This is a genomic window from Pseudomonas monachiensis (assembly GCF_047345015.1).
Classification (GTDB): domain Bacteria; phylum Pseudomonadota; class Gammaproteobacteria; order Pseudomonadales; family Pseudomonadaceae; genus Aquipseudomonas; species Aquipseudomonas monachiensis.
In genome coordinates this window covers 2,598,243-2,618,042 of sequence record NZ_CP178857.1, presented here as the reverse complement: position 1 = coordinate 2,618,042, position 19,800 = coordinate 2,598,243, and the positions used below count along the sequence as shown (strand labels likewise).

The following is a 19,800-nucleotide window of genomic DNA, read 5'->3' as shown; positions in this document are numbered from 1 at the left end:
TTCGAGCATCCTGCGCGCTATTCGTTTCATAGAGGTATAGCTGATTCTCGCGGGCCACTGGAGATCCCACTATTTGGTCCTCAGTAACCGCGAGCAGGCTCGCTCCTACAGGGAAATGCGGGGTTAGTGAAAATCCCGGCTGCGCACGCTGATGCCATCGAGCAACGGGCTCAGGTCACTCAAGCGTCCGGCAATCAGATGCCGGACCTCACCCTCCTTCTCCCAGCGCCCATCGACCTTGAGCAACTGCGAGCCGACCAACACTTGGCGCTGGCGCTCTGCCAGGTCGCGCCACACCACCACGTTGACGTTGCCGAACTCGTCCTCGAGGGTAACGAACGTCACGCCGCTGGCGGTGGCCGGGCGTTGTCGGCCGGTAACCAGTCCGGCAACGCTGACGGGCCGACCGTGCTCGACGTCCAGCAACTCCTTCGAACTGCGGCAGCGCCGCGCCTTCAACTCACCGCGCAACAGGGCCAACGGATGCGGCCCGAGGGTGGTGCCGACACTGGCGTAATCGGCTTGCAGGTCCTCGCCCACGGTGGGTCTGGGCAACGACACCGCGTTCTCTTCCTGGCTCGGCAGGCCGGCAAACAGACCCAGCTGTTTTTGTACCCCGGCCACTTCCCAGCGTGCCCGATGCCGGTCGCCGGCCAGCCCACGCAACGCGCCGGCATCGGCCAGTTGCTCCTGGGCGCGGGCATCGAGTCGCGCCCGTTCGCCCAGGTCGGCGATGTCGGCAAACGCGCCTTGGGAGCGTGCCGTCTCGATGCGCCGGGCATCGTCCTCGCGAAAACCCTTGATCATGCGTAGCCCCAAGCGAATCGCCGGTTGCGCACCGGCGATCGGCTCCAGGCTGCAATCCCAGTCACTGGCGCGCACGTCCACCGGACGAACCTGCAAATGATGACGCCGTACGTCCTGCAGAATCTGGTCCGGGCTGTAGAACCCCATCGGCCAACTGTTGATCAGCGCACAGGCGAAGGCCGCCGGCTCGTGGCATTTCAACCAGCAACTGGCGTAGGTCAGCAAGGCAAAACTGGCCGCGTGGGACTCGGGAAAACCGTAGCTGCCAAAGCCCTTGATCTGCTCGAAGATCTGCGCGGCGAACTCGGCGGTGTAGCCGTTTTTCTTCATCCCGGCGGCCAGCCGTTCCTTGTGTGGCTCGAGCCCGCCATGGCGTTTCCACGCGGCCATGGAACGGCGTAGCTGGTCGGCCTCGCCGGGGCTGTAGTCGGCGGCGACGATGGCGATCTGCATCACCTGTTCCTGAAACAGAGGAACGCCGAGGGTGCGCTTGAGCACCACCTCCAGCTCCGGTGACGGATAGGCCTCCGGTTCTTCCTTGTTCCGTCGCCGCAGGTACGGATGCACCATGCCGCCCTGGATCGGCCCCGGCCGAACGATGGCGACCTCGATCACCAGGTCGTAAAACGTCTTCGGCCTGAGCCTCGGCAGCATCGACATCTGCGCCCGGGATTCGATCTGGAACACGCCGATGGTGTCGGCCCGACCGATCATTTCGTAGGTGGCCGTATCTTCGGACGGGATGGTCGCCAGACTCAGGTCCAGCCCCCGGTGCCGGCGCAGCAGATCGAAACATCGGCGAATCGCGCTGAGCATGCCCAGCGCCAGGATATCGACCTTGAGCAAACCGACCGCATCGAGATCATCCTTGTCCCACTGGATGATGGTGCGCTCGGCCATGGCGGCATTTTCCACCGGCACCAGACTGTCCAGCGGCTGCTCGGAAATCACGAAACCGCCGGGGTGCTGGGACAAATGCCGGGGGAAGCCGATCAACTGCCCCGTCAGGCTCAGCACCCGGTACAACACAGGGCTTTCGGGGTCAAACCCGCCCTCGCGCAGACGTTCCACGGGAGGCGTTTCATCGCTCCAGTGCCCGCAACAATCGGCCAGGGCGTTGATCTGGTCCGGCGGCAAGCCCAAGGCCTTGGCCACATCGCGCACCGCTCCGGCGGCGTGGTAAGTGCTGACCACCGCCGTCAATGCGGCCCGGGCCCGGCCATAACGCTGGAACACGTACTGCAAGACTTCCTCGCGGCGTTCATGCTCGAAATCGACGTCTATGTCCGGCGGCTCGTTACGTTCCTTGGACAGAAAGCGCTCGAACAACAACGTGGTGCGATCCGGATCGATTTCGGTGATGCCCAGGGCGAAGCACACTGCCGAGTTGGCGGCAGAACCGCGCCCCTGACAAAGAATCTGTTGCTGGCGGGCAAAGCGGACGATGTCGTGGACTGTCAGGAAGTAGCTTTCATAGCCCAGCTCCGCGATCAGTTGCAGCTCCTTGTCGATCTGCACCAGCACTTCGCTTTTCGGCCCTTTTGGCCAGCGCCACTCGATGCCTTCCTCGGTCAAATGACGCAGCCACGAGGTAGCCGAGTGTCCTTGCGGCACCAGTTCGCGGGGGTACTGGTAACGCAACTGGCCAAGATCAAAGGTGCAGCGCCGGGCGATGTTCAGCGTTTCGGCCAGCAAGTCGGGCGGATAAAGCGCTTGCAGCACGTCGAGGCTGCGCAGATGGCGCTCGCCGTTGGGGTGCAGGCGCAACCCGGCATCGGCCACCGGCAGGTGATGACGGATCGCGGTCATGGTGTCCTGCAAGGCGCGCCGGCCGCGCGCGTGCATGTGCACATCGCCACTGGCCACGGCCGCGATGCACAACTCCCTGGCCAGGGTCAGCAGATCGCCCAGGCGCCGGGCATCGTCCTGGCCGCGATGCAACTGCACCGCCAGCCACAGGCGCTCGGCGAAGACCTGTTTGAGCCAGCGCCCCTGTTCAAAGGCATCGACAGCGTCCGGCACCCACAACGCCAACAATCCCGGCAAGGGCTCGCTGAAGTCTTCATGCAGCACCTGATACTGGCCTTTCTGCGTGCGGCGCCGGGCGCGGGTGATCAATCGGCACAGCGCCTGATAGCCCTCGAGGCTCTCCACCAGCAGCACCAGTTTCGGACCGTTCTCGATGCGTATTTCACTGCCGATGATCAGCGGCAACTCCACGGACTTCGCCGCTTGCCAGGCCCGAACGATGCCCGCCAGGGTGCATTCGTCGGTGATCGCCAGGGCTTGATAACCCTGCTTTTTCGCGCGCTGGAACAGCTCGAGGGCACTGGAGGCACCGCGCTGGAAGCTGAAGTTCGACAGGCAGTGCAGTTCGGCATAGTCGCTGCTCATGCGAACCAGCCCTGCAACCACAGCGGGCCGTCCTCACCGACCGCCCGGTAGGCCCAGCCCTGTTGGCCGGCACGGGTTTCGATCAGGTAATAGTCACGGCGTACGTCGTCGCCGTCCCACCAGCCGGACTCGATACGCTCCGGCCCCATGAGGATGCGCGCCGAGCCCTGATGCACGGCCAGCGGCTCAGTCAGCAGCCAGCCCGGCCGTTTCACCGCGGCCGGCACCGCGCAAGGCTGGCTGTCGGCACGGGCCTGCCACGCGCACTCGGGGCGGTGATCGGCCTGGAAGCGCAAGCCATGCACCGCGTCATCCCCCAGCCGTGCACGCAGGCGTTCGCGCAGTTGCTCCCAGGGCAAGGACTGTTGCGGGCGATCGTCGAACAGTTCCTGATGCTGGGGCACGAAGGTCGGCAAATCCTCGGCGCGCAGGCGAAAGCCGCGCACCGGCGCCTCGACCTGGACTTGCTCCAGCCGCCCCCGGGCCAGTTCGAAGAGCATCGCCGGATCGCGCTCGGCACTGAGCAGGCCGACCTTGATGAGCGTGTCCGGCAACCCGGCGTGCTCCAGATGCAGGTCGAAACGCTGTACGCCGCTATCGCGACCGCAGAGGAACGCCGACAGGTCTCCCGTCAACCGGCGCAACGGAAACAGCAAGGCTTGATGGGACTGCACATCGAAATTGAGCTCGATACGCACATCGAAGCGGTCCGGCGGCAGGTAGAACGCCAGCGCCAACCGCCGCAAACCCAAGAGGGCATCCAGGTGCTTGAGCACCTGGGCCTCGAAGCGCCGGGCCAGGCTATGCCGGGGCAGCGCCTGCACCTGGCTCAAGGTGCGCAGGCCCATGCGCGACAAGGCCGTGGCGACCGAGGCTTCGAGGCCGACCCGGTCGACGGGCATTTGCCCCAGGTGATGCTGCAAGGCTTGATCGTCCGGCACCACCAGTCCGTCATAGGCGTTGGCCAGCACCCGCGCCGCCACCGGGTTGGGCGCGGCCACGATGCGGTGGCGAAACCCCAGTTCACCGAGTTCACGGCGCAGAAGCGCTTCGAATTGCGGCCAGGCGCCGAACAGGCCGAGGCTGGATTCGATCTCGAACACCAGGGCCCGGGGGTAATGCACGCTGACCTGGGAACTGAAGCGATAGGCCCAGGCGGCGAGAAACCGCTGCCAGTGTTCGATTTCAGCAGCGTCATATTCAGCCGTGACAAAACCTTTGCTCAAGGCCTGTGCCGCGCTCATGGACTGGCCTGGACGCAAACCCAGCGCCCGCGCCGCGCCGTTGACGGCCTGCAGCACCCGGCGCTGGGCCGGGCCGGTCAGCAGCGCCAGGGGTTCATCGGGATCGGCGCGCTGACGCAGTACCGCGTCCAGCGCCAATTGCGGGAAAACAATGCAGACCCAGCGCATGGCAACCTCAATGCCCCACGGCGAAGGCAATCGGCGCCGAACGGGCCAGGCCGCCGCGGCACTTGAGCACCCGCAGTTGTGCCGGACGGGCATCGATGGCAATGCGCAGGGCCGCCGGCGAAGGGTTGATCGCTTCACCGAGGGGACGATAGGCGAAGGCCAGGGTCTGGCCGGTTTCCGCCGCCACCTGCAAGCGGCGCAAGGCGCGGTCATCGGCCTTGTGCGGCCAGCACAGCACCGCGCCGCAACTGCCCGAACGCAGGCATTGCTCCGCGGCCCACAGTGCATCGCGCTCGCTGGCCTGGATGATCGACAACTGCCGCAGATCGACCCCGGCGCCCTGCCACGCCTGGGGGTACGGCACATAAGGCGGCGCCACCAGCACGATGCGCTCGCCCGCCGCAGACAGCCGTGCCAGGGTCGGCCACACCAGTTGCAGCTCGCCCACGCCCTGCCCGGCCAACAGGATTTCCGTCAGCGCCGCCTCCGGCCAGCCACCGCTGGGCAACGCGGCGTCCAGCGCGGCATGCCCGGTGGGTTGCGGGCTGGCGGCCGGTGGCGCAGGCCGGCCCTTCCAGACCTGGCCGCCATTGAACAGCGTATCCAGCGCAACGACGGCGCCCATCAGCCTTGCCTCACCAGGCCACAGAACACGCCTTCGATGGCCAGGTCCCGGTCGGCCTCGACAATGATCGGCTGGTAGGCCGGGTTGCGTGGCAGCAGGCGAACCACATCGCCGACCCGCTCGAAGCGCTTGATGGTGACTTCGCCGTCGAGCCGCGCCACGACGATCTGGCCGTTGAGCGCCTCGGGGTTGCGGTGCACGCCCACCAGATCGCCGTCGAGAATGCCGTCCTCGATCATCGAATCACCGCGCACCCGCAACATGTAGTCCGGCACCCGCGAGAAGATCGACGGATCGAGCAGCAAGCGGCTGTGCACCTCGGCATCAGCCCCGATCGGCGCACCGGCCGCCACCCGGCCAAGCACCGGGATGTCCAGCAACTCGGGCCGCGGCGGCTGCCCGAGCAGGCGAATGCCCCGGGCCTGATGCGGGTTGACCTCGATAAACCCGGCTTCGGTCAGCGCCAGCACATGCTTGCGCGCCACACTGCGAGAGGCAAAACCGAACGCCTCGCTGATTTCAGCGAGGCTCGGAGGCTGACCGTGCTCGGCGATGCGATCGCGGATAAAGGTCAGGATGGCGGTACGGCGGGGAGTCAGAGTCGTCATGGAGTACATTTGTACTCTTTTGGCTTTTTCCTGGCAAGGACCGTGTAGGAGCTGTCGAGTGAAACGAGGCTGCGATCTCTTGAGACCAGAGCGAAAAGATCGCAGCCTGCGGCAGCTCCTACAGGAGGCCGGTTCAAACGTAACGTCCAGCACTCCTTACTCGAACAAAACGGACGATCAAAAAATAGGGCCTACCGTTCGTCGCCTTTCTAAAATAATTAGCATCTGAAGAAAATAAAAATCCATAAAAAAAGTACGAAACGCACATTTACTCCTACAGAAATATTCTACTTAACATAGCAAGATCATTTCTGCTTGCCTAAAACTAAAACACAGTTTCAAAAAGGAATTTCACAGTTCCACGCTAGAAACTATCCACACCAAAACAAAACCAAGCCACTAAGGTTCCTAACATCATGCAGGACGCATCTTAAAAGCATGCAGGAATCCCCCTACAACACAAAACCCTCTCGCTTGCGTCCAACAGTAAAATCAACTAATCCTTGCAGCACCACTTAATACCAAGCGCCCCCACAAATAAAAGAAAAATAAAAAACAACAAGCCTGAAAAAGTGACGCTCAATGACTAAAAATATTCTGCCCAGAGCTTTCTCCCTAACATCCATATTCATAAAAGAACAATTAAAAGAACCCATCGCTTTTTTCTGGATCATGATATCACCTTGTGCGATGTTCTATTTTCTTGCAACAACCAGGCAAGACCCCAACTATTTTTCCAGCAATTACATTACGATTTCGGCATGGTTTTATGCCTACATCTCTTCAAGTGTCGCATTATTCGGATTCGCCTTTTACATTATCGGAAGAAGGGAAAGTGGATTCACCCGATCATTCATTTACTCCAAGGAATCGAAACTGATTTTTCTTTTATCGCACTTCATTGCCTACTCGTTAATATCGATATCCTATTGCGCAACCTTTTACTTAACGACCAAACTCCCATTTGGAAACTATGCCCTCAATGAATTACTGAATATCGCACTACGCTTTTACATCTGCTTTATCATGTTTTGCACTTTCGGGGCTGCATTTTCATTGTTACCGATCAACTTTCAGAACTCGAACACTTTGCTTTCCATTTTTTCGTTCTGCATGCTGATTCTCGGCGTAATGAGTGCCAGCAGATCAAAACCCATCACCGACACTTTGAACCTCGCAAATCCACTGACACTTGCAAGCCAGATAATGGAACAAGGTCTTGAATCCAACAAACTCATCACGACAGCAATAATTCTTTTATTTATTTCAGTACTGCACAGAACGTTCAAGCACCTAAGAATCAATCCCGTATGGAGCCGATACTGATGAAAAAATTCACGGCGCAGAGCATTGACTTCTCCTATACAGACAACCCCCTCTTGACCCAGGCATCTCTTGAGGTTACTCAAGGCGACATTGTCGGCATTCTGGGGCCCAACGGATCTGGAAAAACAACTTTTTTCGATATCGTCTGCGAGCTTAAAAAAGCAAAGTCCGGCTTGATAAAAAACGACTTCAGTCAGTTTTTATACCTTTCTCAAATCATCACCACTCCCCCGCCGCTACGCATGCGTGACATTTTTAAAATGGTGACTGCGCTGTCATCAAGCGACCCCATGACACAAGATAAAACCCTGAAAAAACTAAGCGCGTGGAGCCCTGCGATAGTTGACCGATACCAAGATATCTGGAACAAAAAATCATCGCTGTGCAGCTACGGAGAGACACGCTGGTTCTTTACTCTCACTCTTCTTTCAATTTCTGCAGACTTCGTGATTCTCGATGAGCCTACCGCCGGTGTAGACCCGGAATTTCGTCGCTATATTTGGCAATGCCTACGCGGCGCCGCCAGGGAGGGCACCGCTATTCTGGTTTCCTCGCATAATGTTGATGAGGTAATTAACCACTGTGATTATTTTTACATGATTAGCCAGCAACGCTTCAATCGCTTTGCCAATGGTAGTGAGTTCATGCATCGGTATGGCGTAAAGACTGTGGACGATGCGTTTATCCGAGCCGTTACTGAACCGGTATTCGCAACATAAGCAACTGTAAACGCACACGGGGGAGCTGCCTTAGACTGCGACAGCTCCCGATGAGGAATGGAATTCGATTCATTCGGTAAGTTCAGCAAGATAGGCCCACGGATAAATCCCCCGCTCATGCCCATCGCTGAAGACCAGTTGCAGGCCATACCCCTGCGAGTGCAACTCGATCACCTGAACCCGCACATCCACCATCGGCGCCATCCCCCGCAACCGAAACGCCCGGCACTGCGAGCACGGGCACTGCCGGCGCAATTCGGCATGATCCAGCAGTTGCTCGCGGCCATCCGGCCAGTCCAGTCGCAACTGCCGTTTGCTGCGGGAATTGCCAATCGCCACCGGGTTCATTGCAGTTGGCTCAAGGCAATGCGCACGGCCTTGCGCACTTCAGGGTCGCCGTCGTCTTGTGCGGCCTGCAACGGCGCAATGGCCCGTGGGTCGTTCAATTCGCCCAGGGCCAGCGCGGCTTCCTTGCGCAGGTTGCTGATGCGGTGGCCGAGGGTGTCGATCAGGGCGTCGAGCGCCGGTACAAAACGCAAGCGACCGAGGCTGCGGGTGGCGCGCAGGCGCACTTGCCAGTAATCGTCGTCCAGGGCGTCGATCAGGGCCGGGCCGGCGTCGAGGTGGCCGACCTTACCCAGGGTGGTGGCGGCTTCTTCGCGGACTTGCCAGGCAGCGTCGCGCAAGGCCTGGCGCAGGGCCGGCAGCACCTGTGCGTCAGACGCCAGGCCCAGCGCCCCGGTGGCGGCGCGCCGAACTTCAGTGTCCGGGTCAGCGCTGGCCAACCGCGCCAAGGCCGGCAAGGCATCGAGTTGCTTGAGCCAGCCGAGCACGCCCACCGCCTCACGGCGCACGCTGGCGCTTTCATCAATCAGTGCCCGGGCCGCCGCATCGGCGGCATCGGGGCAACGCAACTCGCGCAACGCCCTGAATGCGGCGATGCGTACGCCGCTGTCGGCGTGCCCGGTCCACGGCAGGATGACCCGGCCCGCCGCTTCACTCTTGAGCAGGCTGAGGCTTTGCGCTGCGGCCACCTGCACCGCCGGGGATGGGTCCGTCAGGGCCTGGCACAGCGCTTCGACCACCGGTTCGTCCTCCCAGGCTTCCAGCAGGCGTGCGGCTTCGGCGCGAACGTCCGCAATCGGGTCTTCGGCCAGTCGATCGATCAGCCACAGCAGGCCGTCCGGCTCCTCGAGATCGGCCAGTTCGATCAGCGCGATCCGGCGTACACCGGGGTCGTCATCGGTCAGGCGCGGCTGCAGGGCAAGAATGTCGTCGTTATCGGTTACATCGAATAGTGAGGTCATAGGGCAAATCGCGGCAGTTTGGTTTCAGGGGGAAGTCCGAGCGGGTTCAGGCGCGGCAGTTGCCGGCCGTCTTCGTGCCGCAGGAGTTCGAGGCAATGGCGCTTGAGGTGCGAGAATTCGGGGCTTGTCACCAGTTGCGTGCTGCGTGGCCGGGGGAAGTCCAGGCGCAAGTCTTCGATGATCCGGCCGGGCCGTGTACTCATGACCAGCAGGCGATCGGCGAGGAACAGCGCTTCGTCGATGTCATGGGTGACAAACACCACGGTGGTGCGGATGCGCGTCCAGATGTCCAGCAGCAGTTCCTGCATGTTCAATCGGGTCAGGGCATCGAGGGCGCCGAAGGGTTCGTCCATCAGCAACAGGCGCGGACGGTTGACCAACACCCGGGCGATTTCCACCCGTTGCTGCATGCCGCCGGAGAGCTGATCGGGCCAGCGCCCGGCAAAGCCTTCGAGGCCCACCAGGGCGAGGATTTCATCCGCTGCCTTGTGCCGTTCGGCCTTGCCGATGCCTTGCATTTTCAAACCGAACGCCACGTTGTCACGCACCGTGCGCCACGGAAACAGCGTGTGCTGCTGGAACACCATGCCGCGCTGGGGCGATGGGCCCGCCACCGCTGCGCCATCCACGTTCAAGGTGCCGGTGCGCGGTTGCAGGTGGCCGGCCAGTGCGCCGAGCAAGGTGGACTTGCCGCAACCCGACGGCCCGAGAATGCACACGAACTGCCCCGGCTCGATCTGGCAATCGAGGCCCTGCACTGCTTCGAAAGCCGTGTCGCCCTCGCCCAGGCTGATCGACAGCCCGCGAATGTCGATACGCCCTTCCAGGTGTTGAAAAACGCTCATCAGGCTTTTCCTCGTGGTCGATGCCAGGGCGTGAACAGCCCGCCCAGACGCTTGATCAACAGGCTGCTGCCCATCCCGAGCACGCCGATCAGCAACATGCCGACCACGATGTCGGCGTAGTTCTGGATGGTGTAGGACTCCCAGGTGTAATAGCCAATGCCGAACTGGCCGGAGATCATTTCCGCCGTCACCAGGCAGAACCACGAAGTGCCCATGCCGATGGCCAGGCCGGTGATGATGCTGGGCGCAGCGCCCGGCAGAACGACCTCCAGCAGGATGGCCCGGCGCCCCGCCCCGAGGCTTTTCGCCGAGGCGATCAGCCGTGGGTCGACGCCTTCGACGCCGTGCACGGTGTTGAGCAGGATCGGGAACAGTGCGCCGGTGAAGGTGATGAACACCATCGACAGCTCCGAGGAGGGAAACATCAGGATCGCCAGGGGAATCCATGCCACCGCAGGGATCGGGCGCAGCACTTCCAGGGGCGGCAGCAAGAGATCTTCGGCCCATTTCGAGCGGCCGATGGCCAGGCCCAGGGCCACGCCGATGATCAGCGCCGCGAGGTAACCGGCGAACACCCGGCCGAGGCTGCTGCCCAGGTGTTGACCGAGTTTGCCCGAGTCGCCGAGGCCGAGGGCAGCTTCAATGACCGCCACGGGTGTCGGGACGTTGGCGAAGGTCACCAGGCCGAGGTTCCAGTGGTGGCTGGCGGCGAGTTGCCAGAACAGCAGGCAGAGCAGCAGTGAAGCGACCCTTGGAATCCAACGTAAAAATGATCCAGACATACACATTTCCCGATGGCAATCACAACCCCTGTAGGAGCTGCCGAAGGCTGCGATCTTTGACGGCTTCACGATTGCCGAAGAGCACGATCAAAAGATCGCAGCCTTCGGCAGCTCCTACAGGGAACCGTGGTGTTTGGGGGGTTAGCGAACCGCCACGGCCTGGGCAGTGGCATCGGTAAAGTCAAAGACCTTGCCGCCCTGGGCCGTGGCGAACTGTTGGGCCTGACCTTTGAGCAGGAACGCGCTCAGCCGTCCTTTCCCGTCGGTGGCAAACCACGCCTGATCCGCCAGCAACTTGATCCCGCTGTCGCTGGCCTGGGCGTACACCGCGCGGATGTTCTTGCCTTCCTGTTTCAGCGCTGTCAGCGCGGTAAATGCCGACTCCGCCGAGGCGTATTGACGAACTTTCGGCTCGCCGCGCACCCAGATTTCCACCACATGACTGAAGTCGGTGATGGCTTGGCCGCTGGCGGCATCGATGGCCTTGAGCGGCGCCGGCCCGTAACTGGCCAGTTGCGCGCTGTAGTCCAGGTTCGAGGCCTTGAAGGCGGCGCGGATGTATTGGTCGTCGATGAAGGTGTTGAGATCGAGCCCGCGATCGGCCTTCTTCAACAACTTGAGGGTATCGATGGCGGTGCCCACGGCCTGACGGTATTCCGGCTTCCAGCTCAGGTCGCGGGTCTGCACACCGAGGGGGCCATGGAACAGGTAATTGACCTCGGCATCGACCCCGGTGACCCTGGCGATCAACTCGCTGTATTTCTCCGGTTCAGCCGCCAGCAACTGGTTGGCTTCGATGCTCGCCCGCAGGTAAGCGACGACGATTTCCGGGTACTTCTTCGCATAGGCCTGATCGACCAGCGCACCGTGGAAGGTCGGCGCGTTGGCCTGGGCACCGTCATAAATCTTGCGCGCGAAACCACGACTCGGGAACAGTTCGGCGAAGGGCACGAAGTCGGCATGGGCATCGATCTTGCCGGCCTGCAACGCGGAGCCGGCGACTTCCGGCGGCTGGGCGATGATGTTCACGTCCTTGAGCGGGTCCCAGCCCTGGGCCGCGACGGCCCGCAGCAACATGCCATGGGCGGTGGAAGCGAACGGCACGGAAATGGTCTTGCCCTTGAGCTCTGCGAGCGACTGCACGCCCGATGCGCTCGGCACCACGATGCCGTTGCCACTGCCCTTGATGCTGCCCGACAGCACGCTGATGAACAGGCTGTGCTTGCCCGCCGTTTCGAACGCCACGCCGTTGAACGCGCCGGGGAAGTCGGCCATGGCGCCGAAGTCGAGCTTGCCGGCCACCATCTCATTGGTCAGGGGGGCGCCGCTGGTGAAGTTTTTCCACTGCACCTCGTATTGGGCGTCTTTGTAGGGGCCATCGTGGGGCAGGTATTTGTCCAGCAGACCGAGTTCGCGAATCAACAATCCGCCGGCGGCGCAGTTGATGGTGGTGTCCTGGGTGCCGATGGCAATGCGGATGGTTTCGGCCGAGGCCGACAGGGTGAATGAAGCCAGTACCAGACCGGCTAAAGCTGCACGCAACATCATGAGTGTTTCCCCTCGAATCATTTATTGGATGTTCGTCTCCGCCACGATCAGGGCGCGGTGGGAAACGAGGGGTGTCTTGAATCAGGCGTCCGGTGGTGCCGGATGGCGTTTTGTTGTCTGGGCTGGCCTCTTCGCGAGCAAGCCCGCTCCCACAGGGTGTTGCGGTGTACACGGACTTGCGTCTGGCCTCGATCCATTGTGGGAGCGGGCTTGCTCGCGAAGGCGTCCGGTCAGTCAATGGGGATGCCAGCTGTGCCGGCCTCTTCGCGGGCAAGCCCGCTCCCACAGTTGATAGTGTTTCAGCGCAGCAGGTACGGGATCTCTACTTTCACAGCCCCTGTCGGGCAGTCCTTTTCACAGGGCATGCAGTACCAGCATTCATCGAACGCCATGTAGGCCTTTTGCGTGGCCGGGTTGATCGCCAGCAGGTCCATCGGGCAGACGTCGACGCACACGGTGCAGCCTTTGTGGGCGATGCATTTGTCCTCGTCGATGGTGACGGGGGCGTTGGAACGGAAGAAGATTTCCTGGGCTTGATAGGCCATTTCACGGTCTCTCTCTTGGGTGATGCTCAGGCGGCATCCGCGCCGACCCGCAGCCGGTCGTAGGCCTGCAACTCGTCGGCATCGAGCGGGATGATGTAAGGCTCGACGGCTTTCTTGAAACTGCTCATCAAACCGTTTTCGTCTTTCTTCAGGTGGCAATGGCAGAACCAGTCGCGGTCGTTGCGTTGCGGGTGATCGACGCGGTGGTGGTAAAGCCCCCAGCGGCTCTCGGCGCGGAACAATGAAGCGCGGGCGGCCATTTCGGCGCAGTCGCGGATCATGCTGACTTCCATGGCGCGCATCAGTTCGTGGGCGTTGTGGGCCTTGATCTGGTCGAGATCACGCTGGATGTCGCTGAAGCGTTGCAGGCCGATCTGCATCTTCCTGGTCACTTTCGGCGGTTGCAGGTAGTCATTGACGAAGCGCCGCAGCTTGTACTCGACCTGGGCCGGTGGCAGGCCGTGCTCACGATCCAGCGGTGCGTAGACCCGTTGCTTTTCGGTTTCGATCTGCCGCGCATCCAGCGCCGAAAACTCGCGCCCGGCGACAAAATCCGCCGCGTTGTGGCCAGCGAACCAGCCGTAGGTGAACGCGCCAAGCATGTAGTTGTGCGGCACGGCGGCCATGTCCCCCGCCGAGTACAAGCCCTTGACCGAGGTCTCGGCCTTCTCGTTGACCCACACCCCCGACGCCGAATGCCCGCTGCAAAAACCGATCTCGGAGATGTGCATCTCGATCATCTGCGTGCGGTAGTCGGTGCCGCGATTGGCGTGGAACTGGCCGCGACTCGGACGCTCGTTGCTGTGCAGGATCTCTTCGATGTTCTGGATGGTTTCCTCGGCCAGGTGATCGAGCTTGAGGAACACCGGACCATTGCCGCTTTCCAGCTCCTGATGGAATTCCCACATCATCTGCCCGCTCCAGTAGTCGCACTCGATGAAGCGTTCGCCCTTGTTGTTGGCGGTGTAGCCGCCCAAGGGGCCGGTGACGTAGGCGCAGGCCGGGCCGTTGTAATCCTTGATCAGCGGGTTGATCTGGAAGCATTCCAGGTTCGCCAGTTCGGCCCCGGCGTGGTAGGCCATCGAGTAGCCGTCGCCGGCATTGGTCGGGTTTTCGTAGGTGCCCATCAGGTAGCCCGAGGACGGTAATCCCAGGCGTCCGGCGGCACCGCAGGCGAGGATCACCGCCTTGGCCTTGATCACATGGAAGTCCGCCGTGCGGCAATCAAAGCCCATCACCCCGTTGACCGCGCCCTCTTCGTCCGTCAGCAATCGGGTGCAGACCAGGCGATTGGTGATGCTCACCCGCGCGCGCTTCAACTGCCGATAGAGGACTTTCTTGATGTCGTGCCCTTCCGGCATCGGCAACACATAAGCGCCCATGTGGTGAACCTTCTTCACCGCGTAGTCGCCGGTTTCGTCCTTCTCGAATTTCACGCCCCAGCGGTCCAGTTGCGAGAGGGTTTCAAAGCTGTGGGTGGCATAGGCGTACACCGCGGCCTGATTGACGATGCCGTCGTTGGCGATGGTGATTTCCTTGGTGTATTGCTCAGGCGTCGAGTGACCGGGAATGATCGCGTTGTTCAGGCCGTCCATGCCCATGCTGATCGCGCCGCTGCGCTTGACGTTGGCCTTGTCGATCAACAACACCCGCAGGTCGCGGTTGCGTTCCTTGGCCTTGATCGCCGCCATGGGGCCGGCGGTGCCGCCGCCTATGACAACGATGTCGTATTCCTGCTCCAACGTGCTGCGCGTCATGCCTGCTCCCCTTTTTGCCGGTCGATCCGCAGGCGGTACTGGAAAGCATCGCCACGGTAGTAAAGGTGTTCGAAGTCCAGCGGCCGACCCTCGACATCATGGGTCAGGCGCTCGATGCGCATGATCGGCGAGCCGGGTTCAACGTTCAGCGCCTGGGTCAGGTCGCTGTCGGCCAGCACCGCATCGATGGCCAGGTCGGCGTGCCCCAGGGCCAGGCCGCAGTCGTTTTCCAGGATCAGGAAAATGTCGCGGGTGACCAGGTCGGCTTTTTCCAAGCGCTCACCAACGGCCTTGGGCAGGTAGGTGATTTCCAGGGAAACCGGCTCGCGATTGATCAGGCGCACACGCTTGATCTGCGCCACGACCTCGCCTTCGGCCACCTGCAAACGCTCGGCGACGAGCTTGTCGGCGGCAATGAACTTGAAGCTGCGCAGGCGGTTGATCACCTCATAGCCGCGACCGGTCATCGACTCGGCCAGGCCTTGCAGGGTGCTGACGTTCTGGAAGGTTTTCGGCTTGGCGACGAAGGTGCCCTTGCCGTGGATCTTGAAGATCAGCCCCTCCTTTTGCAGGTCGCCCAAGGCCTGGCGCACGGTGATGCGACTGACCTTGAACAACGCGCCAAGCTCGCTTTCGGAAGGCATCTGGCTGTCTTGCGGGTATTCGCCGTCGAGGATGCGTGCGCGCAGCACGTCTCGCAGCTGGGTGTGCAACGGGACGCTGCTCAGGGATAGAACGTTATCGGTCATGGCAGATCACTTGTTATAACGAGTTATGACGTGATCTTAGAGAGGTTATGACAGGCTTGAGAAATACCGAATGCGCATAAGGTTAGAAGTGCAACACAACCAAAAACTGTAGGAGCTGCCGGAGGCTGCGATCTGTTGATTTTGTTTTTTAAGCCAGGATCAAAAGATCGCAGCCTCCGGCAGCTCCTACAGGGGATTGTGTGTGGTCTGAAGGATCAGTGGCGCTTGAGGATCTGGTCCATCACCCAATCGGTCTTCAGCGCCTGCTCGGCCACGGCCGGGTGCTGGGCCTCGCCACGAATATGCGCATTCATGCCCATTACGTGGTGCCACTGAATGTGGGCGTGATGCTCGATGGTCAGGCTGAGGTATTCATCGGCGTGCAGCTCGACCGGGTGTTCATCGAACACTGAAAAGGTGATCCGGCCTTTGCTGCCGATCACTTCGACCCGGTCTTCGCGAAGGTCCGCAACGAAGTTCCAGCAGCCCATGCCCAGAGCCCCGCTGGCAAACCGCCAGGTGGCGCTGACGGCATCTTCGGCCGCATACATACCGGCCTGGCGTGCGGTGAACCCGGCGACTTCGACGATATCGCCCAGCAGGTACTGAAACAGGTCCAGGCCATGGCTGGCCAGATCCGCAAAGTAGCCACCACCGGCAATCGCCGGATCGGTACGCCAGTTTTCACTGCCATTGCGATCCGCTGCCGACGGGGCTTTGGTGAGGGTCCAGCTCAGGTGCCGGACCTCGCCGATCCGCCCTTCCTCCAGCCATTGCCGCACTTGCCGGAAGCGTGGCAACGAACGTCGGTAATAGGACACGAACAAGTGCAGCCCGGCATCGGCAAACACCTGCTGCATCTCGCGGCTTTGCCCGGCATTCAGCGCCATCGGTTTTTCCACGCAGCAATGCTTGCCGGCGGCGGCCACCTGCAAGGCATAGGCGTGATGGCTGTCGGGCGGCGTGGCGATGTACACCGCGTCGACCTCGGGATCGTTGATCAGCGCCTGCGCATCGGTGTAGACCCGCGCGATACCGTGGCGCGCGGCGTAGTCGGTAACGGCTTCCAGGCGCCGGCCCATCACCGCCACCAACGCCGATCCGGGTGCCTTGTAGAAGGCTGGCGCGCTTTTGCGTTCAGCGACACTGCCACAGCCGATCATGCCCCAGCGCACCAGGTTCATAGGCTCTCCTTGCTTATCAGCCGACGCGCAATGCGCGCAGGTCCAGTCGACCGTCCTTGAGCGGCGGGCACCAGTAGTAGCCGCCGGTGATCGGACGGCTGATGCGGTACAGACCGTCGGTGATGCCGTCTTCCAGGCCACTCATGCGGCGCAGTTGGGCTTCGAAGGCATCGAGGGAAAAGCCGAAGGCCAGGAACATCAGGCCGGCGCGGTCGCCTTCGATCCACGGCATCGAACGGCGCACCACGAAGGCCTCGGGCGCAAAGCTTTCCTGGGCGGTGCGTTTGACGTGGGCGGAAACCGGCGCGTCGTCGAGCTCTTCGTTATCGCTCAAGCGGCGACCCATGATGTTGTCTTTTTCATCCGCCGACAGCCCATGGAAACCTTTCAGGTCATGCTGCCACTGCTGGATCGCGGCGAAGCTGCCACCCACCGTACCGTCCGCGCCCTCACCCACCAGGGCGGCGGCCACGGCGGCGGCGGCGTGGGGGTTCTCGGTGCCATCTTCATAGCCGGTCAGGTCGTGGCCATTCATGTGGCGGAAAGTTTCGTTCATCTGCACCAGGCGCAACGCCGGGGCCAGTGCCGCTTCGATGGCGTTGCTGCGGTTGAGCAACTCGCCACGGTCTTCACCGTGCAGCCAGCACCAGAGCGCATGTTGCGTCGACGGATTGTCGACGCCGACACCCGCCAAAGCCGGGAAAGTACGCAGGCCTTCGATCTGCCCCTCCAGTGCCTTGACCAGGGATTCGCCGAAGCCGACGACAGCCGATTTCCCGTCCACCAGATGCATCAAGTTGTCGAGCGCAGCCGGCAGTGCCGCGGCGGATTCGAGGGCGAAGAACATATGGCGGGCTTGAGGCGGAACAGGGGTGGCGAGAATGCCCGGCTGGTAATGGCTCATATGAACTCCTTGAAAAAGAGCACAGAGTTTAACCGGAGTACGAGGGTTTGTGTGCCGTGAGAGGCCACAGAAGCCACTCGCCACAAAAGATCAAACCACGCTGGGGATTTCGTTGCGGAACGCACTCGGGCTCATGCCGGTCCAGCGCTTGAACGCCCGGCGAAAGCTGCGCACGTCGCTGTAGCCGACTTCTTCGGTGATGCGTTCAATGGACATGTCCGGGTTGGCCAGCAGGCTCATGGTGCGGGCCTGACGCACTTGTTCCAGCAGCGCTTCGAAGGTCAATGCGTGTTCGGTGAGGCGGCGGCGCAAAGTGCGGCTGCTCATGTTCAGGTCGCCGGCGATTTTCTCGATGTGGCTGCCTTCGGTCAGGTCCCGGGCAATCGCCCGTTCCACGGCCTGGATCAGGTCCATTTTCTGGTGCACCTGCGCGGCTTCCAGCTCGAGCAATTTCACGGCCTGACGCAGGGCCAGGGAATGGTGATTGGGCAAGTGAACGCCCAGCCAGTGTGCCTCGATCACCATGCGGTTTTGCAGGCAGCCGAAACGCACGTCCGGCCCCAGCAGGCGCGAATATTCGCCGAGATAGTCCGGCGCGGCATGCATGAACTCCACGGCCATCGGCTTGAAATCCGCCCCGACCAGCGCCCGGCCGTACACCAGCAGGCTGGCGAAAAACTCCTCGACCGCGAACAACTGCACGTCGGCGAACGGCAAGCGGCATTCAACGTCGATAAACACCCGATCCCCCGCCTCCTCCACACTCGACACGACAATGCCGCCAGAGGTGTGTTGATGGCGAATGCCCAGTTCAAAGGCATCGCGCAGGGTCTTGCACAGCGACAACACATGCCCCAACAACCCCAGCGTACCGAGCACATTCTGCGCGCCGACCCACAGGCCCAGCCCCTGATTGGGCAAGGCCTTGAGCGCGCGCTGAATCATGGCCACGGCCTGGCGATAGGAAATTCGCTGCGCCGGGTCCTGCAGGTCTTCAAAGGTAAAACCCAAGCCTCGGCACAGGCTTTCGGGGTGGATGCCTTTTTGCTCGGCGACTTCGGCCAGGGTCTGCAGGAGAAACGGCGACACCAGCGCCAGTTCAAAGGTGGGATCGGTCACTTTCATTTGCATGGGGCTATACGTTCCGGGTCGAGCTGCATTCTTATTTTTGTAACCGGTTATGTCGAAGGAAGTTAGCACAGGGTGCAAAGGCTGTCCGCAGAAGTCCCCCTAAATGGCCGCCAATACCCTGCCTTGCAGGGCGCAGACAGCTTATTTCTATGTTGCGGCCCTCGTATGGATGCCGGACAGCCCGCTAACAATAATAATGAGAACACCCATGATCCCGACCCGCACGACACTTCCCCTACTGGTCACTGGCCTGGCCGGCGTCTGCGCCCTGCAACCGGCACTGGCCACCGAGGCTGGCGTGGACAACATCGGCACCGGCACCGACGGCTTTTTCATGTTGCCGCTTTCGCCCGACAGCCTTCCGGACAACATGGTTGCCTTCAACCTCTACTACAACCACTACAAAGCCACGAAGCTCAATATCAGCTCCCTCGGCGGCAAGGTGCCGAACGTCGAGATCGAGTCCACGGCGGTCATTCCGCGCCTGGATTACCTCAGCCCGGTGCGGGTGTTTGGCGGCCGGCTGGGTGGCTACATCGCGCAGCCCTGGCTCAAGCAGGAAGTCTCGGTGTTCGGCTTGCAGGACACCCGTGAAGGCATGGGCGACACCACGGTCGCACCGATCATTCTCTGGGACATGGGCCCAGACCTGACCCTCGGCGCCGCCATCGAAATCACCGTGCCGACCGGCGAATACAGCGTTGATCGCCTGGCCAACACCAGCAACAATTTCTACACCTACAAACCCTTGTTCTCCTTCACCTGGCTGCCGACGGACAGAACCGAGGTGTCGATGAAGACCACCTACAGTTTCAACGAGAAAAACAAGGACACCGACTACAAGTCAGGGCAGATTTTCCACTTCGACTATTCCGCCAGTTTCAAGATCACCGACAATCTGATGCTCGGGTTGAACGGCTATTACCTCAAGCAGACCACCGACGACAAACAGTTCGGCCACACCGTGCAGTTCAATGGCCAGGACGTGAACGACGGGGTGCGCGGCCAGGTGTTTGCCATTGGCCCGGCGCTGCACTGGACCTTTCTCGAATACGCCAGCGCGGAGATTCGCTGGGCCAAGGAGTTCGACGTGGAAAACCGGCCTGAAGGGGAAATGCTTTGGGCCAAAGTCAGTATTCCGTATGCGTTCTGACTGA

18 protein-coding genes are annotated in these 19,800 nt (G+C 61.4%); 2 read left to right on the top strand and 16 right to left on the bottom strand.

From position 1 onward, the window contains the following. Positions 1-123: 123 nt before the first annotated feature. From ACMDB8_RS11830 to ACMDB8_RS11810, 5 genes are all read right to left on the bottom strand, one after another. Entirely contained in the window at positions 124-3,222 is a 3,099-nt protein-coding gene (locus ACMDB8_RS11830; protein WP_409078978.1) for an error-prone DNA polymerase, read from the bottom strand. Further along, positions 3,198-4,613 (bottom strand): Y-family DNA polymerase, encoded by a 1,416-nt coding sequence (locus tag ACMDB8_RS11825; RefSeq protein ID WP_056724378.1) that lies wholly within the window; start codon positions 4,611-4,613, stop codon positions 3,198-3,200. Before ACMDB8_RS11825 ends, ACMDB8_RS11830 begins: the two co-directional genes overlap by 25 nt. 7 nt (positions 4,614-4,620) lie before the next feature. After that, positions 4,621-5,238 carry a translesion DNA synthesis-associated protein ImuA gene (gene imuA / locus ACMDB8_RS11820; protein ID WP_056724376.1) on the bottom strand — a complete coding sequence of 206 codons (618 nt, stop codon included), beginning with the start codon at positions 5,236-5,238 and terminating at the stop codon, positions 4,621-4,623. Further along, complete coding sequence (lexA, locus tag ACMDB8_RS11815) at positions 5,238-5,855, bottom strand: transcriptional repressor LexA (protein ID WP_007987463.1); 618 nt, start codon at positions 5,853-5,855, stop codon at positions 5,238-5,240. Before lexA ends, imuA begins: the two co-directional genes overlap by 1 nt. A 506-nt stretch (positions 5,856-6,361) precedes the next feature. After that, positions 6,362-6,520 carry a hypothetical protein gene (locus tag ACMDB8_RS11810; protein WP_156385767.1) on the bottom strand — a complete coding sequence of 53 codons (159 nt, stop codon included), beginning with the start codon at positions 6,518-6,520 and terminating at the stop codon, positions 6,362-6,364. A 651-nt stretch (positions 6,521-7,171) separates the two neighbouring features. Here ACMDB8_RS11810 and ACMDB8_RS11805 point away from each other — a divergent pair. Further along, positions 7,172-7,891 carry an AAA family ATPase gene (locus tag ACMDB8_RS11805; protein WP_409078979.1) on the top strand — a complete coding sequence of 240 codons (720 nt, stop codon included), beginning with the start codon at positions 7,172-7,174 and terminating at the stop codon, positions 7,889-7,891. Between the two features lie 69 nt (positions 7,892-7,960). On the opposite strand, the gene ACMDB8_RS11800 is transcribed toward ACMDB8_RS11805, so the two are convergent. The 11 genes from ACMDB8_RS11800 to ACMDB8_RS11750 all read right to left on the bottom strand — a co-directional run bounded on the left by ACMDB8_RS11800 (position 7,961) and on the right by ACMDB8_RS11750 (position 18,643). Further along, positions 7,961-8,239, bottom strand: coding sequence for a DUF971 domain-containing protein (locus tag ACMDB8_RS11800; protein WP_409078980.1), 279 nt, complete (start codon positions 8,237-8,239; stop codon positions 7,961-7,963). Continuing rightward, positions 8,236-9,198, bottom strand: coding sequence for a HEAT repeat domain-containing protein (locus tag ACMDB8_RS11795; protein WP_409078981.1), 963 nt, complete (start codon positions 9,196-9,198; stop codon positions 8,236-8,238). The genes ACMDB8_RS11800 and ACMDB8_RS11795 overlap by 4 nt, the downstream gene beginning before the upstream one ends. Next, positions 9,195-10,043 (bottom strand): ABC transporter ATP-binding protein, encoded by an 849-nt coding sequence (locus ACMDB8_RS11790; RefSeq protein WP_056724366.1) that lies wholly within the window; start codon positions 10,041-10,043, stop codon positions 9,195-9,197. The genes ACMDB8_RS11795 and ACMDB8_RS11790 overlap by 4 nt, the downstream gene beginning before the upstream one ends. Continuing rightward, positions 10,043-10,825 carry an ABC transporter permease gene (locus tag ACMDB8_RS11785; RefSeq protein ID WP_223542790.1) on the bottom strand — a complete coding sequence of 261 codons (783 nt, stop codon included), beginning with the start codon at positions 10,823-10,825 and terminating at the stop codon, positions 10,043-10,045. Before ACMDB8_RS11785 ends, ACMDB8_RS11790 begins: the two co-directional genes overlap by 1 nt. Positions 10,826-10,966: 141 nt before the next feature. Continuing rightward, complete coding sequence (locus ACMDB8_RS11780) at positions 10,967-12,373, bottom strand: ABC transporter substrate-binding protein (RefSeq protein WP_409078982.1); 1,407 nt, start codon at positions 12,371-12,373, stop codon at positions 10,967-10,969. 299 nt (positions 12,374-12,672) lie between these two features. Continuing rightward, on the bottom strand, positions 12,673-12,918 hold the full coding sequence (locus ACMDB8_RS11775) for a 4Fe-4S dicluster domain-containing protein (protein ID WP_056724362.1): 246 nt from the start codon (positions 12,916-12,918) through the stop codon (positions 12,673-12,675). A gap of 26 nt (positions 12,919-12,944) precedes the next feature. Further along, positions 12,945-14,675 (bottom strand): fumarate reductase/succinate dehydrogenase flavoprotein subunit, encoded by a 1,731-nt coding sequence (locus tag ACMDB8_RS11770; RefSeq protein WP_223542792.1) that lies wholly within the window; start codon positions 14,673-14,675, stop codon positions 12,945-12,947. Continuing rightward, complete coding sequence (locus ACMDB8_RS11765) at positions 14,672-15,424, bottom strand: GntR family transcriptional regulator (protein ID WP_056724359.1); 753 nt, start codon at positions 15,422-15,424, stop codon at positions 14,672-14,674. The genes ACMDB8_RS11770 and ACMDB8_RS11765 overlap by 4 nt, the downstream gene beginning before the upstream one ends. Positions 15,425-15,639: 215 nt before the next feature. After that, complete coding sequence (locus ACMDB8_RS11760; protein ID WP_409078983.1) at positions 15,640-16,608, bottom strand: Gfo/Idh/MocA family protein; 969 nt, start codon at positions 16,606-16,608, stop codon at positions 15,640-15,642. A 16-nt stretch (positions 16,609-16,624) separates the two neighbouring features. Beyond that, positions 16,625-17,512: a Dyp-type peroxidase gene (locus ACMDB8_RS11755; RefSeq protein ID WP_056724356.1), complete on the bottom strand. Its 888-nt coding sequence runs from the start codon at positions 17,510-17,512 to the stop codon at positions 16,625-16,627. A 90-nt stretch (positions 17,513-17,602) separates the two neighbouring features. Beyond that, positions 17,603-18,643, bottom strand: a complete 1,041-nt coding sequence (locus tag ACMDB8_RS11750; RefSeq protein ID WP_409078984.1) for an AraC family transcriptional regulator — start codon at positions 18,641-18,643, stop codon at positions 17,603-17,605. A 208-nt stretch (positions 18,644-18,851) separates the two neighbouring features. On the opposite strand from ACMDB8_RS11750, the gene ACMDB8_RS11745 reads away from it, so the two are divergent. Beyond that, entirely contained in the window at positions 18,852-19,796 is a 945-nt protein-coding gene (locus tag ACMDB8_RS11745) for a SphA family protein (RefSeq protein ID WP_223542793.1), read from the top strand. Positions 19,797-19,800 lie beyond the last annotated feature (4 nt).